The organism is Variovorax sp. IB41, from assembly GCF_016405905.1.
Taxonomy (GTDB): domain Bacteria; phylum Pseudomonadota; class Gammaproteobacteria; order Burkholderiales; family Burkholderiaceae_C; genus Variovorax.
In genome coordinates this window covers 783645-800718 of the sequence record NZ_JAEFCB010000001.1, presented here as the reverse complement: position 1 = coordinate 800718, position 17074 = coordinate 783645, and the positions used below count along the sequence as shown (strand labels likewise).

At 66.5% G+C, this 17074-nt stretch carries 15 protein-coding genes and 2 tRNA genes; 11 read left to right on the top strand and 6 right to left on the bottom strand.

The genetic code is table 11. The features are described 5' to 3' along the window. Positions 1–60 precede the first annotated feature (60 nt). Together JC881_RS03785 and JC881_RS03780 are read left to right on the top strand one after the other, a co-directional pair. The gene (locus JC881_RS03785) at positions 61–747 is read left to right on the top strand and encodes a response regulator (RefSeq protein ID WP_198784339.1); all 687 of its coding nucleotides are present in this window, start codon (positions 61–63) and stop codon (positions 745–747) included. Next, positions 713–2659, top strand: coding sequence for a sensor histidine kinase (locus JC881_RS03780; protein ID WP_198784338.1), 1947 nt, complete (start codon positions 713–715; stop codon positions 2657–2659). The genes JC881_RS03785 and JC881_RS03780 overlap by 35 nt, the downstream gene beginning before the upstream one ends. A gap of 374 nt (positions 2660–3033) precedes the next feature. Here the strand turns inward: JC881_RS03780 and JC881_RS03775 are convergent. The 5 genes from JC881_RS03775 to JC881_RS03755 all read right to left on the bottom strand — a co-directional run bounded on the left by JC881_RS03775 (position 3034) and on the right by JC881_RS03755 (position 6081). Then, positions 3034–3110: transfer RNA gene (locus JC881_RS03775), tRNA-Arg, on the bottom strand. Between the two features lie 48 nt (positions 3111–3158). After that, positions 3159–3235, bottom strand: a tRNA-Pro gene (locus tag JC881_RS03770). 47 nt (positions 3236–3282) lie between these two features. Then, complete coding sequence (locus JC881_RS03765; RefSeq protein WP_198784337.1) at positions 3283–3987, bottom strand: glutathione binding-like protein; 705 nt, start codon at positions 3985–3987, stop codon at positions 3283–3285. Positions 3988–4087: 100 nt separating this feature from the next. After that, complete coding sequence (locus JC881_RS03760) at positions 4088–4360, bottom strand: UBP-type zinc finger domain-containing protein (protein ID WP_332875185.1); 273 nt, start codon at positions 4358–4360, stop codon at positions 4088–4090. A gap of 41 nt (positions 4361–4401) precedes the next feature. Continuing rightward, on the bottom strand, positions 4402–6081 hold the full coding sequence (locus JC881_RS03755; RefSeq protein WP_198784336.1) for an FAD-dependent oxidoreductase: 1680 nt from the start codon (positions 6079–6081) through the stop codon (positions 4402–4404). A gap of 144 nt (positions 6082–6225) precedes the next feature. Between JC881_RS03755 and JC881_RS03750 the strand changes: the two genes are divergently transcribed. The 3 genes from JC881_RS03750 (at position 6226) to JC881_RS03740 (ending at position 9912) form a co-directional block, all read left to right on the top strand. After that, positions 6226–7113 (top strand): GNAT family N-acetyltransferase, encoded by an 888-nt coding sequence (locus JC881_RS03750; protein ID WP_198784335.1) that lies wholly within the window; start codon positions 6226–6228, stop codon positions 7111–7113. A 179-nt stretch (positions 7114–7292) separates the two neighbouring features. Continuing rightward, positions 7293–9431 carry a polyphosphate kinase 1 gene (gene ppk1, locus JC881_RS03745; RefSeq protein ID WP_233101509.1) on the top strand — a complete coding sequence of 713 codons (2139 nt, stop codon included), beginning with the start codon at positions 7293–7295 and terminating at the stop codon, positions 9429–9431. A 19-nt stretch (positions 9432–9450) separates the two neighbouring features. Next, entirely contained in the window at positions 9451–9912 is a 462-nt protein-coding gene (locus JC881_RS03740) for a SixA phosphatase family protein (protein ID WP_198784884.1), read from the top strand. A 7-nt stretch (positions 9913–9919) separates the two neighbouring features. On the opposite strand, the gene JC881_RS03735 is transcribed toward JC881_RS03740, so the two are convergent. Next, a complete protein-coding gene (locus JC881_RS03735) occupies positions 9920–11440 on the bottom strand; it encodes a Ppx/GppA phosphatase family protein (RefSeq protein ID WP_198784333.1) in 1521 nt (506 codons plus the stop codon). A gap of 252 nt (positions 11441–11692) precedes the next feature. On the opposite strand from JC881_RS03735, the gene pstS reads away from it, so the two are divergent. The 6 genes from pstS (at position 11693) to phoB (ending at position 17055) form a co-directional block, all read left to right on the top strand. Continuing rightward, positions 11693–12727 (top strand): phosphate ABC transporter substrate-binding protein PstS, encoded by a 1035-nt coding sequence (gene pstS / locus JC881_RS03730; protein ID WP_198784332.1) that lies wholly within the window; start codon positions 11693–11695, stop codon positions 12725–12727. A 33-nt stretch (positions 12728–12760) separates the two neighbouring features. After that, entirely contained in the window at positions 12761–13840 is a 1080-nt protein-coding gene (gene pstC, locus JC881_RS03725; RefSeq protein ID WP_198784331.1) for a phosphate ABC transporter permease subunit PstC, read from the top strand. Further along, positions 13837–14721, top strand: a complete 885-nt coding sequence (gene pstA / locus JC881_RS03720; protein ID WP_198784330.1) for a phosphate ABC transporter permease PstA — start codon at positions 13837–13839, stop codon at positions 14719–14721. Before pstC ends, pstA begins: the two co-directional genes overlap by 4 nt. 19 nt (positions 14722–14740) lie before the next feature. Further along, a complete protein-coding gene (gene pstB, locus JC881_RS03715; RefSeq protein WP_093435048.1) occupies positions 14741–15520 on the top strand; it encodes a phosphate ABC transporter ATP-binding protein PstB in 780 nt (259 codons plus the stop codon). Between the two features lie 9 nt (positions 15521–15529). After that, positions 15530–16231 carry a phosphate signaling complex protein PhoU gene (phoU, locus tag JC881_RS03710; protein WP_198784329.1) on the top strand — a complete coding sequence of 234 codons (702 nt, stop codon included), beginning with the start codon at positions 15530–15532 and terminating at the stop codon, positions 16229–16231. Between the two features lie 131 nt (positions 16232–16362). Then, positions 16363–17055, top strand: a complete 693-nt coding sequence (phoB, locus tag JC881_RS03705) for a phosphate regulon transcriptional regulator PhoB (protein WP_056580146.1) — start codon at positions 16363–16365, stop codon at positions 17053–17055. Positions 17056–17074: the final 19 nt, after the last annotated feature.

Here is a 17074-nt window from a genome sequence, read left to right as displayed (position 1 = left end):
TTCCAATGGGCGCGATGAATCACATTCGGTGACAATCCGGCACCCCCAAACGCCGCTGTCATGCCGAATCCCCCCGCCTTGCCAACGATCCGTGTTGCTTTCGTCGAAGACGATCCGCTGATCGCCGACGCCCTGGCAACGGCGATCCGCACCGCCGACGGCCTGCAACTGCACGGCGTGGCCCGCAGCGTGGGCGAGGCGCAAACGCTGCTGGCTCTGCCGCCCGCGCATGTGCTCGTGGTTGATCTGGGGCTGCCCGATGGCTCGGGCATCGAGGTGATCCGCATGGCGCAGAGGCTGTGGCCCGACTGCGCCGTGGTGGTGAGCACGTCGTTCAACGACCAGGAGCTCGTGATGCATAGCCTTGAAGCCGGCGCGACCGGCTATCTGCTCAAGGACAGTGCTCCGCGCCACATCGTCGACGAGATCCGCGCCGCGCAGGCCGGTGGGAGCCCGATCAGTCCGCTCATCGCGCGCCAGCTGCTCACGCGCTTCAAGCAGGCGCGCACGCCCGCGAGTCCCGCGGTCGAGGTGCCCGCGGCAGAGCAGGCACAGCTCTCGCCACGCGAGCGACAAGTGCTCGAGTACATCACCAAGGGCTTCAGCTACGAAGAGATCGCCGGGTTGATGGACGTGACGCGCAACACCGTTCTGAGCTTCGTGCGGCGCATCTACGCCAAGTTGGAAGTGCGCTCGCAGGTCGAAGCCATCCATGAAGCCCGCAGCCAGGGCCTTCTCGCACCTTAGGCGGGCCTTCGCGGGCTTGCTGCTGCTCGCCGCCGCGTTTCTGGCGGGGCCGTCCGTCGCCATTGCGCTGACCGATGCAAACGCGCCGCGCGTACAACACTTCACCCAGGCGCGCGTACTTACGCAGCCAATCGACGCTCCCTACGGCCAACTGCCAAGGCAGCTCGACGCAGCTGCGTTGGCGGGCGAATGGAAGCAGGTCGCCTTGCCCTACACCTGGCCGCGTGCCGTGGTGCCTTCGAGCAGCGCCCAGGAGTGGCTGCGCACCTGGATCGAGCTGGACCTGAGCGGCGTGCAGGCGCACGACGCGTTCCTCTACCTGCCGCGCTGGCAGACCATCGGCCGCGTCGCGGTCTATGCGGACGATCGACTGATCTACAAGTCGTCCGGCGACACGGTATGGAACAGCTTCAACTTCCCGCTCTGGATGCCGGTCGATGGCGACGAGGACCGCGAAACCGGTTCACCGCGCACCTTGCGCATCCGCATCGACAGCCTCAGGAGCGCCGGCGGCGCGGTCTCCACAGCGTGGGTCGGCCCGAAGGCTGACCTGGAGCCGCGCTTTCGGTGGCGCAGCGCATTGCAGTCGCGCATCTCCGAGGTCATGAGCATCGCGGTGATGGGCTTGGGGCTGTTCGCTTTTTCCGTCTGGCTCCTGCGCCGCCGCGAAAGCATCTACCTGCTGTTCGCGCTGTACACACTGTTCATGGTGCTGCGCGGGGTGCACTACTACACGGGACTGGAACCACTGCCGATCCCGTCAGCGTGGTTCGGCTGGATCACAGTCAATTCGGTCAACGCGCTGTTGGTGACCTGGTATTTCTTCGTCGCGACGCTGGTGCCGCGCGCGCCGCGCTGGGTGGGGCGCGGGCTGTTGGTGTTGCTGGCACTCTCGTGGACCGTGACGATGCCGTTGCTGCAGGTGGTGCCGGGCATGGAGGCGTTGGCGCCGCTGTCGTACCTGCTGACCATCTTGGCGGGCATCCCGGCCGTGCTGATCATTGCGTGGGCCGCCTGGAGGCAGGGCGCGCGCGAAGGCATCCTGGCCTCGTTCGTGGGAGTCATCGATCTGCCGGTGGCCATCCACGACTGGCTGATGCAGAACTACTTCGTGAGTCCGGAGGATATCTACCTCTGGCCGGTTTCGACGACCGCACGCCTGTTGATGTTCATCTACATCATCCTGCGACGCTACGTCGGCGCCGTTGACGACGTGGAGAAGGCCAACGCCCATCTGGCCGAACGCCTGCGGGAACGCGAGGCTGAATTGGCGGTCAACTACGCGACGCTGCGTGAGGTGCAGCAGCGCGAAACGCTAAGCCGCGAGCGCCAGCGGCTGATGCAGGACATCCACGATGGTATGGGCTCCCAGTTGATCAGCGCGCTGAAGGTGGCCGAGGCCGGCAAGCTCAGCGAGCCGCAGATGGCACTGGTGCTGCGCGAATGCATCGACGATCTGAAGCTCACGGTCGACTCGCTCGAGCCAGTCGAGGCTGACCTGTTGCTGTTGCTGGCGACGCTGCGCTACCGGCTGCTGCCTCGGCTGCGCGATTCGAGCCTGAGCCTGCGCTGGGAAGTCATCGACGTGCCACCGCTCGAATGGCTCGACCCGCGCAGTGCGCTTCACATCCTGCGCATCCTGCAGGAGGGAATTTCGAATGTGATTCAGCATGCTGGCGCGACTGAACTGCGTGTGGCGACGGTGCGCGAGGCAGACGGTGTGGCTGTGGTCTTGCTCGACAACGGCCGTGGCATCTCTGCACAGCCAGAGGGCGCCACGGGGCACGGGCTCTCGAACATGCTGCGCCGGGCACGTGCCATTGGGGGGACAGTGACCTGGGAGGCGGCTGAGGGTGGGACGCGCTTCCGGCTGTGGCTTCCCTTGAAGGCGCCGCGCCCAGGCCCACTGTGAACGCGGACTCCGAGCCGACTTCGCTGACCTGAGCGTGAGGATCCATAGTTGCCACGCAGCGTTGATGCGGACCGCCTCGGATGGCCCTTGTCTCTGAAGCAGGAGATACGCAGGCTTCGCTGCTGCGGGTGAACGGCGAGCTTCTTTCTGCTCTAGGCCGCCTTGGGCACGAGGACTGGTGCGCCAGCGGCAAGGTTGGTCCGAATAGTCTGCCCAGCGCTGCATCATGTCTTTGCGCTTGTCCATGAATTCCGCCCGGTCATATGCGGCCCTGAGGGGCTACACACCGACATCGCAAGAGGCAAAGAAAAACCCGCCACCCCTGTGAGAAGTGCAAGTTCCGAGGCAGCGTGAAGCTGCAAGAAATGAGGGATTGGCCTGCCCGGAGGGGATCGAACCCCCGACAACCTGCTTAGAAGGCAGGTGCTCTATCCAACTGAGCTACGGGCAGATTCCGGGCCGGACAGAAGCAAAAACGAGAAATACCGAAAAGAAAACTTGGTCGGGGCGAAAGGATTCGAACCTTCGACCCTCTGGTCCCAAACCAGATGCGCTACCAGGCTGCGCTACACCCCGACAAGCCTTCTATTCTAGCCCGGATATTGACCGGCTCCCGGGCTTTCTCAGCGTTTCTCGTACTGGGTCTTGCCAAAAAGAACCTGGCGCTCCTTGTCGCCGGTCAGCGGCTGGCGCAGATCGGCCAGCACTTTCACGCCGCGCTGCACGGCCGGGCGCGCGGCGATGCCATCGAACCAGGCCTTCAGGTGCGGGAAGTCGGTGAGCGTGATGCCCTGGTTTTCCCAGCTGCGCAGCCACGGGAAGATGGCGACGTCGGCAATCGAATAGCTCTTGCCGGCGATGAATTTCGTCTTGGACAGCTGCTTGTCGATCACGCCGTAGATGCGCTTGGCTTCGTTGGTGTAGCGGTCGATCGCGTAGGCGATTTTCTCGGGCGCATACAGGCGGAAGTGATGCGCCTGGCCGAGCATCGGGCCGACGCCGCCCATCTGGAACATGAGCCACTGCAGCACGTCGTAGCGTTCGCGGTCGCCGGTGGGCAGCAGCTTGCCGGTCTTGCCCGCGAGGTAGACGAGGATCGCGCCCGATTCGAACAGCGAGATCGGTCTGCCGTCCGGCCCCTGGGGGTCGGTGATGGCGGGGATCTTGTTGTTGGGGCTGATCTGCAGGAACTCGGGCGCGAACTGGTCGCCCTTGCCGATGTTCACGGGATGCGCGCGGTAGGGCAGGCCGCACTCCTCCAGCATGATGTGGACCTTGTGTCCGTTGGGCGTGGGCCAGGAATAGACCTCGATGGGCGATGCGGGCATGTCTCGGGCTCCAGGGGAGGGATGTGATGGGAGGGACGCAGCTTATACGTGCGCATCCAAACCCGTGCCGGCCCGGGAATTCGCGTTGCGGCAGCGCGCTTCAGCCCACCTGCAGCCGGTGCGCGTTGCACCACATCCAGTCTTCGCCGGGTTCCAGGGACTTGATGACCGGGTGATCCTCGGCCCGCGAATGCTGCGTGGCATGCCGGTTCTTCGACGAGTCGCAGCAGCCCACGTGGCCGCAGTGCACGCACAGGCGCAGATGGACCCAGGTATCGCCGGTCTTCAGGCAGTCCTCGCAGCCGCGCTGGCCGTGCTGGGTATGGGGTTGCGCGATGGTGGCGGGCACGTGGTCGCAGGCTTTGATGGGCACCGAAAAACTCCTTGATGGATGACGGGTTGAAGATAACGGGATCAGGCGACGGCAGAGGTTTGCGACAGGTGCTGGTGGATCAGCGCCACCGCGGCCGCACCTTCGCCGATCGCGCCACCCACGCGCTTGACCGAGCCCGAGCGCACATCGCCCACCGCGTACACGCCGGGCACGCTGGATTCGAGCGCCGTGGCCGGCCGCGCCGGAAAGCCGCTGCTCGCCGCCGCGCCGGTCAGCACGAAGCCATGCTTGTCGACCGCGACGGCGCAGCCCTCAAGCCACGAGGTTTCGGGTTCGGCGCCGACGAACAGGAAGATGTTGCGCGCCGGGCAGTCGTGCTCGTTGCCGGTGGTGTGGCAGCGCCATGTCGCGCCCGTGAGGCCTTCGTCGGAGCCGCCGTGCAGGCGCACGAGTTCGGTGTGGGGCTGCAGCTCGATATTGGGCGTGGCCTCGATGCGGTCGATGAGGTAGCGCGACATGCTGGCGGCCAGCGACGGTCCGCGCACCAGCACGTTCACTTTGGCTGCATGGCGCGCGAGGAACACCGCCGCCTGCCCCGCCGAGTTGCCGCCGCCGACCAGCGCCACTTCCTGCTGCGAGCAGATCTTCGCTTCGATCGCCGAGGCCCAGTACCAGATGCCGCGGCCTTCGAACTCGGCCAGGCGTGGAACGTCGGGCCGCCGGTAGCGCGCGCCGCTCGCGATGACCACCGTGCGCGCATGGATCGTGCGGCCGTCGGCCAGGGCGATGCCCAGGCTCTCGCGCTCGTTCTCGCGCGAGCAGTCCAGCGACGTGACCTTTGCCGGAATCAGCATCTCGACGCCGAACTTCTGCGCCTGCACGAACGCGCGCCCGGCCAGCGCCTGGCCTGAGATGCCGGTCGGAAAGCCCAGGTAGTTCTCGATGCGCGCGCTGGCGCCGGCCTGGCCGCCGAAGGCGCGGCAGTCGAGCACGATCACGCGCAGGCCTTCGGAGGCGGCGTACACCGCGGTGGCAAGGCCGGCGGGCCCGGCGCCGACCACGGCCACGTCGAACAGCTCGTTGTGCTCGACGGTGTCGACCATGCCCAGGCACCGTGCCAGCGCATCCTCGGCCGGGTTCACCAGCACCGAGCCGTCGGGGCACACGGCCAGCAGCTGGCAGGTGCCATATTGTTCGAGCAGCGCGGCCGCGTCGGGGTCTTCGGCGGCATCGACCAGGTGATAGGGATAGCCGTTGCGGCGCAGGAAGTTTTCCAGCCGCGCCATGTCGGCCGACTGCGGCTTGCCGATCAGCACCGGCCCGCTGGCGCCCGATTCGATCAGCGCCACGCGCCGCAGGATCAGCGCTCGGGTGATGCGTTCGCCCAGATCGGCTTCGGCCACCAGCAACGCGCGCAATTGCTGCGGCGACACGAGGAGCGCCTCCACGTCTTCGTCGGCTTGGCCGTCGACCAGGGCAGGGCGGCCGCTCAGCTGGCCGACTTCGGCCAGGAATTCGCCCGGGCCCTGCCGCACGATCGGCACCACGCGCCCGAGCCCGTCGCGCTGCGTGACAGCGACCACGCCCTTGAGCAGCACGAACATGCCGGGGCCGGTTTCGCCGGCGGTGAAAAGCCGCTCCCCGCGCGCGAATTGCTGCACGCTGCCGAAGCGCGCGATGCGTGCAATCTCGGTGTCACTGAGGACGGGAAAGGTCTGGTGAAAGCGGCTGCTATCGGTGCCGTTTGCTGCGGTGGCCATGTGTCCAAGCTCCATGTCGCGGGTTCACCGAATTAAACGACGAAGTGCGCCAGACCGGCTGTAACACCGTCATACGCGTGCAATCTTCCTGACACGCCGGCTTCATCGCAGGTGCGGAGACTCCCTCGGCAGAAAGGGTTCCCCATGAAAGAACTGCCCAACCCGACGTTTCCGCTTTCGCAGATCGGGCTGCGCGCGGCCCTGTGGCCTGCGCCCACGGTCGCTGCCGCCAGTGTTTCCACCGCGGCCCGCGTGTCGGTGCCGCAGGCGCCCGCCGTCATTCTTCCCCCGCCCGTCGAAGCCCGGCAAGGCATCACGGTCGGCTGGGCCCGTCACCTGGACGACGTGCGCGCCGCGCAGCGCCTGCGCTACGACGTGTTCGTCGGCGAAATGGGCGCCCGCGTCTCCTCGCCGCTGGCCGGCCACGACATCGACCTGTTCGACGACTTCTGCGAGCACCTCCTGGTGCGCGACGAACTCACCAACCAGGTCATCGGCACCTACCGCGTGCTGACGCCGGCGCAGGCGCGCCGCGTCGGCAGCACCTACAGCGACACCGAATTCGACCTGACCCGCCTGCGCGACCTGCGCGAGCGCATGGTCGAGCTGGGCCGCAGCTGCGTGCACCCCGAGCACCGCCAGGGCGGGGTGATCCTCGCACTGTGGGGGGCCCTGGCCGGCTTCATGCACCGCAACAAGCTGGACACCATGATCGGCTGCGCGAGCATCCCGATGTCACACAACGGTGTGACGAATGGTGACGCGGCCGCCAGCATCTGGCGGCAGGTTTCGGCCAGCCACATGGCGCCGATCCAGTACCAGGTGCAGCCGCGCCTGCCGCTGCCGGTCGAGCGGCTGGACAGCACGCTCGACGTGGAGCCGCCGGCGCTCATCAAGGGTTACCTGCGCCTGGGCGCCAAGGTGCTGGGGGCGCCCGCGTGGGACCCGGACTTCAACGCCGCCGACCTGCCGATGCTGATGCGCATCGACGACCTGCCGGCACGCTACCGCAAGCATTTTCTCGGCGCATGAAACCGTCGGCCGTCCGTCCTGACGACGGGCCGCCGGCCCACTCCCCGGGCATGATGGAGCCGCACAAGGCGGGCGATGCGGCGTCACGCGAGCGTCATTCAACTGTCACAAATGACATGGACACTGTCATATTTCAGTCTACGTCTGCTCCCGTGCCGCTTGCTCCAGAATCAGTGTCCATGTCACCAGCCCCCGCAGACCGGTCGCTCGCCGTCGCGGCGCCCACGTTCACCCTGCTCGACCGGGATCACAGCATCCTGTCGTTCAACGAGCGCGTGCTCGACTGGGCCCATCGGCCCGAGGTGCCGCTGATCGAGCGGCTGCGCTACCTGTGCATCGTGTCTTCGAACCTGGACGAGTTCTTCGAGGTCCGCGCCGCGCCGCACCTGATCGCCGGCAGCGCCGGCGACCACAAGGGCACCTACACCGTCGATTCGTTCGAGCGGCTGGCCGAGGCGGCGCACACCCTGGTGGCACGCCAGTACGCGCTGTACAACGACGAGCTGATGCCGACCTTCGCGACGCACGGCATCCACATCATTTCGCACGGCGAGCGCAACCCGGCGCAGCGCAAATGGGTGAGCGAGTATTTCGAGCGCGAGGTGCGCCCGCTGCTGATTCCCGTCGGGCTGGACCCGGCGCACCCGTTTCCGCAGGTGGCCAACAAGTCGCTCAACTTCATCGTGCGCCTGGGCGGCAAGGACGCCTTCGGACGCGAGAACCCGATCCAGATCGTCAAGCTGCCGCGCGTGCTGCCGCGCCTGATCAAGATGCCGGCCAAGGTGTCGGACGGCAAGACGCTGTTCGTGGCGCTTTCCAGCGTGGTGCGCGCGCACCTCTCGAGCATGTTCCCGGGCCGCGAGGTGGGCGACTTCTCTCAGTTCCGCGTCACGCGGCATTCCGATCTCGCGGTGGACGAGGAAGACGTCAAGAACCTGCGCACCGCGCTGCGCCAGGGCCTGCAGCATCGCCATTACGGGCAGGCCGTGCGGCTGGAGGTGTCGGCCAGCTGCGCCGAATCGCTCGCGAGTTTCCTCCTGGCGCAGTTCAACCTGCCGCCCGAGGCCCTGTACCGCGTGCACGGGCCGGTGAACCTGGCGCGGCTCACGCAGCTGATCGACCTGATCGACGAGCCGCAGCTGCGCTTTGCGCCGTATTCCGCCTCGTTCCCCGTCACGCTGTCGCCCGCCCAGTCGTTCTTCGAGCGCCTGCAGCGCGGCGACGTGCTGATCCACCAGCCCTTCGAGAGCTTCGACGGAGTGCTCGCCTTCCTGCGCGAGTCGGTGCTCGACCCGCAGGTGCTGGCCATCAAGCAGACCATCTACCGCACCGGCGCCGACTCCGAGCTGATGGACCTGCTGCGCGAAGCCGTGCGCCGCGGCAAGGAAGTCACCGTGGTGGTGGAGCTGAAGGCGCGCTTCGACGAAGAGGCCAACATCAACTGGGCCGAGATGCTCGAGTCGATCGGCGCGCAGGTGGTGTATGGCGTGGTGGGCCTGAAGACCCACGCCAAGATGCTCTTGGTGACCCGCCGCGAGGGCAAGCAACTGCGCCGCTACGGGCATCTGTCCACCGGCAACTACAACCCACGCACCGCGCGCCTGTACACCGATATCAGCCACCTCACGGCCGATCCGCTGCTCACGGCCGACATGGAGGCGGTGTTCGTCCACCTGGCGAGCCAGAGCCGGCTGCCCAAGCTCAACCGCATGTGGCTCGCGCCCTTCGACCTGCACAAGAACCTGGTCGCGCAGATCGACGCGTTGGGCCTGGCCGCGTCGAACGGCGAGCCGACACGCATCGTCGCCAAGATGAACGCGCTGACCGACGACGCGCTGATCGCCGCGCTGATCCTTGCAGGGCAGAAGGGCGTGAAGATCGACCTCATCGTGCGCGGCGCGTGCACGCTGCCGGCGCAGGTGCCGGGGCTCACCGACAACATCCGCGTGCGCTCGGTGATCGGGCGGTTCCTGGAGCATTCGCGGGTCTTCTATTTCCGCAGCGGCGAGGACGAATCGCTCTACCTCTCCAGCGCCGACTGGATGAACCGCAACATGATGCGGCGCATCGAGCTGGCCTGGCCCGTGACCGACCCGGGCCTGCGCCAGCGCCTCATCGACGAGTGCCTGGTGGCCTACCTGCACGATGGGCGCGACGCCTGGGACCTGGGCGGCGACGGCATCTACACGCGCGTGGAACGCGACACGCACCCGGGCGAAGAGGGTGCGTCGCGCGCCATCGAGGCGCACGGCGCCCAGACTGCACTCATGAACCGCTATGCATCACGAGGGCATCACGATGATGCATCCAGCAACTGATGTTCGAAAGACGATGACCATGGACTTGATCTTCTGGCGCCACGCCGAAGCCGAGGACTGGACCGAGGGTTGCGACGACATGCAGCGCTCGCTCACCGCACGTGGCGAAAAGCAGGCCAAGCGCATGGCCAGCTGGCTCGATCGGCAACTGCCCGACGGCACCCGCATCATCTGCAGCCCTGCACGACGCTGCGAGCAGACCGCATTGGCGCTGGGCCGCAAGTACAAGCTGCGCGACGAGCTGGCGCCCGACACCACGGCCGAGGCCATGCTGGGTGCCGCGGGTTGGCCCAACGGCAAGTCGGTGGTGCTGATGATCGGCCACCAGCCCTCGGTGGGGCAGGCCATCTCGCTCTTGCTGGGCCTCAAGCAAGACAGCTGCCCGGTGCGCAAGGGCGCGCTGTGGTGGATCCGCACGCGCGAGCGCGACGGGGACGTGCAGACCGTCGTGGTGACGGTGCAGTCGCCCGAACTCCTTTAGGTCCGGCTCAAGCGCCGCTCAGTTCCACGCGCCAGTTGCTGGTCTTCTGCCAGGCCAGCACTTCTTCGCGCAGGAGGTGTGCCGACTGCGGATAGGCATCGGCCCAGTCGGGTGCGCACACGATCGTGAACGCACGCGCGCCCAGTGCCGCGAGGTGCAGCGCTTGCGGATCGGGATCGCGCCGCGCGTGGCAGAGGATGACGGCCAGCCGCAGCGCCAGCAACTGCATCACGAAGGTCTCGTCGTCGAGCGCCGCCTCGAGCTTGCGCAGCTTGCCGCGCTGTCCCAGCACCAGCTGGCCGAGGGCGTGCAGTTCGTTCACCGCGAAGCCGGGGGCGTCGGTGTTGTCGAGGATGTAGGCGCCGTGCTTGTGATAGTCGCTGTGCGACACCAGCGCGCCGATCTCGTGCAGCTGCGCGGCCCAGCCGAGCTTGCGCAGCGCGCGGCCCGCGCGGTTGGAGGTGCTGCCGCCGCGTGCGGCCGGGGCCAATTGCACGAAGAGGCCTGCGGCGGCTTCGCCCACCCGCTTGGCCTGCGCGGCATCGACCGCGAAGCGCGTAGCGAGCCGGGCCACGGTGGCGGTGCGCATGTCGGCCACGCTCTCGTCGCGTTCCAGCAGTTCGTAGAGCACGCCGTGGCGCAGCGCACCCTGGGCCACTTTCATTTCTTCGATGCCGAGCAGGTCGAACACCGCGCGCAGCACGCTCACGCCGCCGCCGATCACGGCCTTGCGGTCTTCGCGCATGCCGTCGATGCGCAGCTTGTCGGCGCTGCCGGCCTTGAGCAGGCGGTCGAGCAGCCAGTCGAGGCCCTCGCGGGTGACGAGGCCGGGCTCCGCGCCGGCCGCGGCCAGCACGTCGCCGACCGCGCCGATGGTGCCCGAGGCACCGTAGGCCACGTCCCACTGGTCGCGCGTGTAGCTGCCGAGCGCGTCGTCGAGCACCGCCTTGGCGGCCACTTCGGCAGCGCGGAAGGCCGCGGGCGTGAACTGGCCTTCGGCGAAGTGCTTCATCGACCAGGCGACGCTGCCGACGCGGTACGACTCCACCAGTTCGGCCTCGAGCGCGCGGCCGATGATCATTTCGGTGGAACGCCCGCCGATGTCCACCACCAGGCGGCGTTCGCTGTCGGAGGCGTCGGTGTGCGGGAGCATGTGCGCCACGCCCTGGTAGATCAGGCGGGCTTCTTCCCGGCCCGGGATCACGTCGATGCCGAAGCCCAGGATGGTGCGCGCGCGCAGCAGGAATTCTTCGCGGTTGCGCGCTTCGCGCAGCGTCTGCGTGGCCACGGCGCGCACCTGCGAGCGCTTGAAGCCGGCCAGCCGCTCGCCGAAACGCGCCAGCGCATCCCAGCCGCGCTGCATGGCTTCGGTCGTGAGATTGCGGGCGCTGTCCAGGCCGTTGCCCTGGCGCACTGTTTCCTTCAGGTACTCGGTGCGGTGGATCTGGCCATGGTCGACCTGTCCGATTTCGAGCCTGAAGCTGTTGGAACCGAGATCGACTGCGGCGAGGCGGGTGCCGTTTTGCATGTAGTTGTAGTGAAGAGGGCGTTGTCTTTGATCGTAGCGCCGTGACAGGCGCGCCGCCTCCCGAATCGCGCAGCGGCGAGGTCGGGAAGGCTAGGCGCGCCGCATGACGGTTATGTGACAGCGTCACACGGCCGGGGAGGGGAATGCCGGCATTTTCCCTCGACAGCGGGGTGTCATATTGATGTCACACAAGCTTTCTAGAGTCCGTCCCAAGCCCGAAAGGGACTACTTCTTACTTCTAAAGGAAGCTTCATGAAAACGACGTTCAAATTTGCAACCGCCGGTCTCGTGGCCGCGCTGTTCTCCATTCCCGCCCTCGCACAAGACGTGACCGGCGCCGGCGCCAGCTTCCCGGCACCGCTGTATGCCAAGTGGGCTTCGGACTTCAACAAGGCCACCGGCGTCAAGATCAACTACCAGTCGGTCGGCTCGGGCGCGGGCCTGAAGCAGATCGAAGCCAAGACCGTCGATTTCGGCGCGTCGGACGCTCCCCTGAAGGACGACGAACTCCAGGCCAAGGGCCTGATGCAGTTCCCCACCGTCATCGGCGGCGTGATCCCCGTGGTCAACATCACCGGCATCAAGCCGGGCGAGCTCAAGCTCAACGGCCAGGTCCTGGGCGACATCTACCTGGGCAAGATCACCAAGTGGAACGACCCCGCCATCAAGGCACTGAACGGTTCGCTCGCCCTGCCTGACGCTGCCATCGCTCCGGTTCGCCGCGCCGACGGTTCGGGCACCAGCTTCCTGTTCACCAACTACCTGAGCAAGGTCAACGCCGAGTGGAAGACCAAGGTCGGCGAAGGCACGGCCGTGAACTGGCCCACCGGCGCGGGCGGCAAGGGCAACGAAGGCGTCGCCGCTTTCGTGAACCGCCTGCCCAACTCGATCGGCTACGTCGAGTACGCCTACGTCAAGCAGAACAAGATGACCTACGCCCAGCTGCAGAACGCGGCCGGCAACTTCGTCTCGCCCGACGACACCGCCTTCAAGGCCGCCGCCGCCGCTGCCGACTGGAACAAGAGCTTCTACCAGGTGCTGACCAACCAGGCCGACAAGGGCGCATGGCCCATCACCGGCGCGACCTTCATCCTGATGCACAAGGTGCAGGACAAGCCCGCCAGCGCGACCACGGTGCTCAAGTTCTTCGACTGGGCCTACAAGGGTGGCGACAAGACCGCCGACGACCTGGACTACGTGCCGATGCCCGACGCCGTGAAGGCCACCATCGCCAAGGCATGGGGTGACGTGAAGGACGCTTCGGGCAAGCCCGTCGCGTTCAAGTAAGCCACCCACCCACCAGCCCAGAACGGCGCATCCATGAGCAGCACTTCGCTCGAGGACGCGCCGCTTTCGTCTTTGCCGGAGCGACCCGTGTCATCCACTCTTCCTGCTGCCGCCACCTACGACCTGGCGGCCGACCGTGGCCGCGCCACTGCGCCGCCACCGCCGGTGAAGGCGCCGCGTTCCGGCCCCATGGCCGACCGCCTCTTCGGCTGGGCCGCCAAAGGCGCCGCGCTGCTGACGCTGGCGATGCTGATCGGCATCCTGGTGTCGCTCATCGCCGGCGCCTGGCCCGCCATTTCCAAGTACGGCCTCGGCTTTCTCGTCAACAGCACGTGGGACCCGGTCAAGGAAGAGTACGGCGGCCTCGTGATGATCTACGGCACGCTGGCCACCTCGTTCATCGCCTTGGTGATCGCGGTGCCGGTGAGCTTCGGCATTGCCCTGTTCCTGACCGAGCTGTCGCCCAACTGGCTCAAGCGCCCGCTGGGCACGGCCATCGAATTGCTCGCCGCCGTGCCGTCCATCGTGTACGGCATGTGGGGCCTCCTGGTGTTCGGCCCGATTCTCTCGACCTGGGTGCAGCAGCCGCTGCAGAAGCTCTTGGCCGGCGTGCCGTACCTGGGCGCCCTGGTGTCCGGCCCGCCCGTGGGCATCGGCATCCTGTCGGCCGGCATCATCCTGGCGATCATGATCATTCCGTTCATCGCCTCGGTGATGCGCGACGTGTTCGAAGTGACGCCGCCGCTCCTGAAAGAGTCCGCCTACGGCCTGGGCTCCACCACCTGGGAGGTCGTCTCCAAGGTCGTGCTGCCGTACACCAAGGCCGGCGTCATCGGCGGCATCATGCTCGGCCTCGGCCGGGCGCTCGGTGAAACGATGGCGGTCACGTTCGTGATCGGCAACATGAACCAGCTCAACTCGCTGTCGGTGTTCGAGGCTGCCAACAGCATCACCTCGGCCCTGGCCAACGAATTCGCCGAAGCCGGCGCGGGCCTGCACCAGGCGGCGCTGATGTACCTGGGCCTCGTCCTGTTCTTCATCACCTTCGTCGTGCTGACGCTCTCCAAGGTGCTGCTGGCCAAGATGAAGAAGAGCGAAGGAACCAAGTCGTGAGCACTGCGCAAGACCTCCTCAACGCCAAGGCGCTCAACGAGACGCGCCAGGCCCGGTTCGCCTCGCGCAACCGCGTCAACAAGATCGCCCTCACGCTGTCGCTCGCCGCGATGGTGTTCGGCGTGTTCTGGCTCGTGTGGATCCTCTGGGAAACGCTGCGCCTTGGCATCGGCGGGCTGGCCATCGCCACCTTCACCGAAATGACGCCGCCGCCCAACGAAGTGGGCGGCATCGCCAACGCGATCTTCGGCTCGTTCGTGATGGTGATGCTCGCCACCTTCGTGGGCACGCCGATCGGCATCATGGCCGGCATCTACCTGGCCGAGTACAACCCCAAGGGCTGGCTCGCCTCGGTCACGCGCTTCGTCAACGACATCCTCCTGTCGGCGCCATCGATCGTGATCGGCCTGTTCGTCTACGCGGTGGTGGTGGCCTACTTCAAGACCTTCTCGGGCCTGGCCGGTGCGCTGGCGCTTGCGCTGATCGTGATCCCGGTGGTGATCCGCACCACCGAGAACATGCTGCAGCTGGTGCCGCCGGGCCTGCGCGAAGCGGCCTACGCATTGGGCACGCCCAAGTGGAAGGTCATCATCAGCATCACGCTGCGCGCCGCGCGCGCCGGTGTGGTCACGGGCATCCTGCTGGCCGTGGCGCGCATCGCGGGTGAAACCGCGCCGCTGCTCTTCACTGCGCTGAACAACCAGTTCTGGACCGCCGACGTGAGCCAGCCGATGGCCAGCCTGCCGGTCACGATCTTCAAGTTCGCGATGAGCCCGTACGAGAACTGGCAACAGCTGGCCTGGGCCGGCGTGTTCCTGATCACCGTGGCCGTGCTCGCCCTCAACATCCTGGCGCGGGTCCTCACGCGCAACAAACACTGACTGAAGAAGAAGATCTCCCATGCCAAATACCGTCGCACAACCGTCGCGCTCGAAGATCTCGGTCAAGGACCTGAACTTCTACTACGGCAAATTCCACGCGCTCAAGGGCATCAACCTCGAGATTCCCGAGAACAAGGTCACGGCCTTCATCGGCCCGTCGGGCTGCGGCAAGTCGACCCTGCTGCGCACCTTCAACCGCATGTTCGAGCTCTACCCCGAGCAGCGCGCCGAGGGCACGATCGCCCTGGACGGCGAAAACCTGCTGACCTCCAAGCAGGACGTGGCGCTCATCCGTGCCAAGGTCGGCATGGTGTTCCAGAAGCCCACGCCGTTCCCGATGTCGATCTACGACAACATCGCCTTCGGCGTGAAGCTGTTCGAGAGCCTCTCGGCCAGCGAGATGGACGACCGCGTCGAGTGGGCCCTGAAGAAGGCCGCGCTCTGGACCGAAGTGCGCGACAAGCTGCAGCAAAGCGGCTCGGGCCTCTCCGGCGGCCAGCAGCAGCGCCTGTGCATTGCGCGCGGCATCGCGATCAAGCCCGAAGTGCTGCTTCTCGACGAGCCGTGCTCCGCGCTCGACCCGATTTCCACCGCGAAGATCGAAGAACTGATCGCCGAGCTCAAAAACGAGTACACCGTGGTCATCGTGACGCACAACATGCAGCAGGCGGCCCGCTGCAGCGACTACACCGCCTACATGTACCTGGGTGACCTGATCGAATTCGGCGCGACGGAGCAGATGTTCTTCAAGCCGCAGCGCAAGGAAACCGAGGACTACATCACCGGCCGTTTCGGCTAAGGAGACACCATGAGCGAGAAACATCTTTCCAGCCAGTTCGACAGCGAACTCAACGGCGTCTCGTCGCGCGTGATGGAGCTCGGCGGCATGGTCGAGTCGCAGATCCACACGGCGGTCTACGCGCTGCTGCAGTTCGACGCCGATGCCGCCGACCGCGTGATGGAGACCGAGCACCGCGTCAATGCGATGGAAATCGACATCGACCGCGAGCTCTCGTCGATCATCGCGCGCCGCCAGCCGACCGCACGCGACCTGCGCCTCCTGATCGCCATCAGCAAGACCACCGCCAACCTGGAGCGCGTGGGCGACGAGGCCAACAAGATCGCGCGCATGGTCAAGTCGATCATCGAGAGCGGTTCGGCCCGCCAGCTGCCCACGACCGAGTTGCGCATCGCCGCCGACCTGGCCTCGGGCCTCTTGCGCACCGCGCTGGACGCGTTCGCGCGCCTGGACACGGCCGCGGCGCTGTCGATCCTGAAGGACGACGACCTGATCGACAAGGAGTTCGACGGGTTCGTGCGGAAGCTCGTCACCTACATGATGGAAGACCCCCGCACCATCTCGGCCAGCCTGGACCTCCTGTTCCTGGCCAAGGCCATCGAGCGCATCGGCGACCACGCCAAGAACATCGCCGAATTCATCATCTACATCGTCAAGGGTGCCGATGTGCGGCACACTTCGATGCAGGAAATCGAGTCCGCGCTTCAATGACAAACCCCCAGGCTTGCCCACTTCGTGCGGCCGCCAACCCCCTTGCAGGGGGCAACGCCTGCGGCCCGGCAAAGCCGGTTCCGCGGCGTTCGCTGGAAGGGACCGGGGTGACCATCAAGTGAGCAGATAACATGAAAAAACCCCGAGTCCTGATCGTCGAAGACGAGTCCTCGATCGCCGAGCTGATCGCCGTCAACCTGCGCCACAACGGCTTCGAGCCGATCTGGTCGGAAGACGGTGCCGCAGCGCAGCGCGAAATCGACGCCTTCCTGCCCGACCTGATCCTGCTCGACTGGATGCTGCCGGGCCAGAGCGGCCTGCAGCTGGCACGCCAGTGGCGCAAGGACCCGCGCACCAAGGCCATCCCGATCCTGATGCTGACCGCGCGCGGCGACGAGCCCGACAAGGTCGCGGGCCTGGATGCCGGTGCCGACGACTACATCACCAAGCCCTTCTCCACGCAGGAAATGCTGGCCCGCATCCGTGCGGTGCTGCGCCGCCGTGCCCCCGAGGTGGTGACCGAGCGCGTGGAAATCGGCGAGCTCGCGCTGGACACCTCCACGCACCGCGTGACCTGGCAGGGCGCTGCGCTGAAGGTCGGCCCGACCGAGTTCAAGCTGCTGGCCTACCTGATGCAGCACGCCGAGCGCGTGCACAGCCGCGCACAGCTACTCGACAAGGTGTGGGGCGACCACGTCTACATCGAGGAACGCACGGTCGACGTGCACGTCAAGCGCCTGCGCGAATCGCTGGGTGCCGCCGCGCCGATGGTCGAAACCGTCCGGGGAGCAGGCTACCGCCTGACCGCCCAAGTCACGGTTTGAACGCCGTGGCGTCTCTTGG

Coding starts and splice junctions, on each gene's coding strand:
- JC881_RS03785 (WP_198784339.1), top strand. CDS start 61: ATGCCGAATCCCCCCGCCTTGCCAACGATCCGTGTTGCTTTCGTCGAA.
- JC881_RS03780 (WP_198784338.1), top strand. CDS start 713: ATGAAGCCCGCAGCCAGGGCCTTCTCGCACCTTAGGCGGGCCTTCGCG.
- JC881_RS03765 (WP_198784337.1), bottom strand. CDS start 3,987: ATGCCCGCATCGCCCATCGAGGTCTATTCCTGGCCCACGCCCAACGGA.
- JC881_RS03755 (WP_198784336.1), bottom strand. CDS start 6,081: ATGGCCACCGCAGCAAACGGCACCGATAGCAGCCGCTTTCACCAGACC.
- JC881_RS03750 (WP_198784335.1), top strand. CDS start 6,226: ATGAAAGAACTGCCCAACCCGACGTTTCCGCTTTCGCAGATCGGGCTG.
- ppk1 (WP_233101509.1), top strand. CDS start 7,293: ATGTCACCAGCCCCCGCAGACCGGTCGCTCGCCGTCGCGGCGCCCACG.
- JC881_RS03740 (WP_198784884.1), top strand. CDS start 9,451: ATGGACTTGATCTTCTGGCGCCACGCCGAAGCCGAGGACTGGACCGAG.
- JC881_RS03735 (WP_198784333.1), bottom strand. CDS start 11,440: ATGCAAAACGGCACCCGCCTCGCCGCAGTCGATCTCGGTTCCAACAGC.
- pstS (WP_198784332.1), top strand. CDS start 11,693: ATGAAAACGACGTTCAAATTTGCAACCGCCGGTCTCGTGGCCGCGCTG.
- pstC (WP_198784331.1), top strand. CDS start 12,761: ATGAGCAGCACTTCGCTCGAGGACGCGCCGCTTTCGTCTTTGCCGGAG.
- pstB (WP_093435048.1), top strand. CDS start 14,741: ATGCCAAATACCGTCGCACAACCGTCGCGCTCGAAGATCTCGGTCAAG.
- phoU (WP_198784329.1), top strand. CDS start 15,530: ATGAGCGAGAAACATCTTTCCAGCCAGTTCGACAGCGAACTCAACGGC.
- phoB (WP_056580146.1), top strand. CDS start 16,363: ATGAAAAAACCCCGAGTCCTGATCGTCGAAGACGAGTCCTCGATCGCC.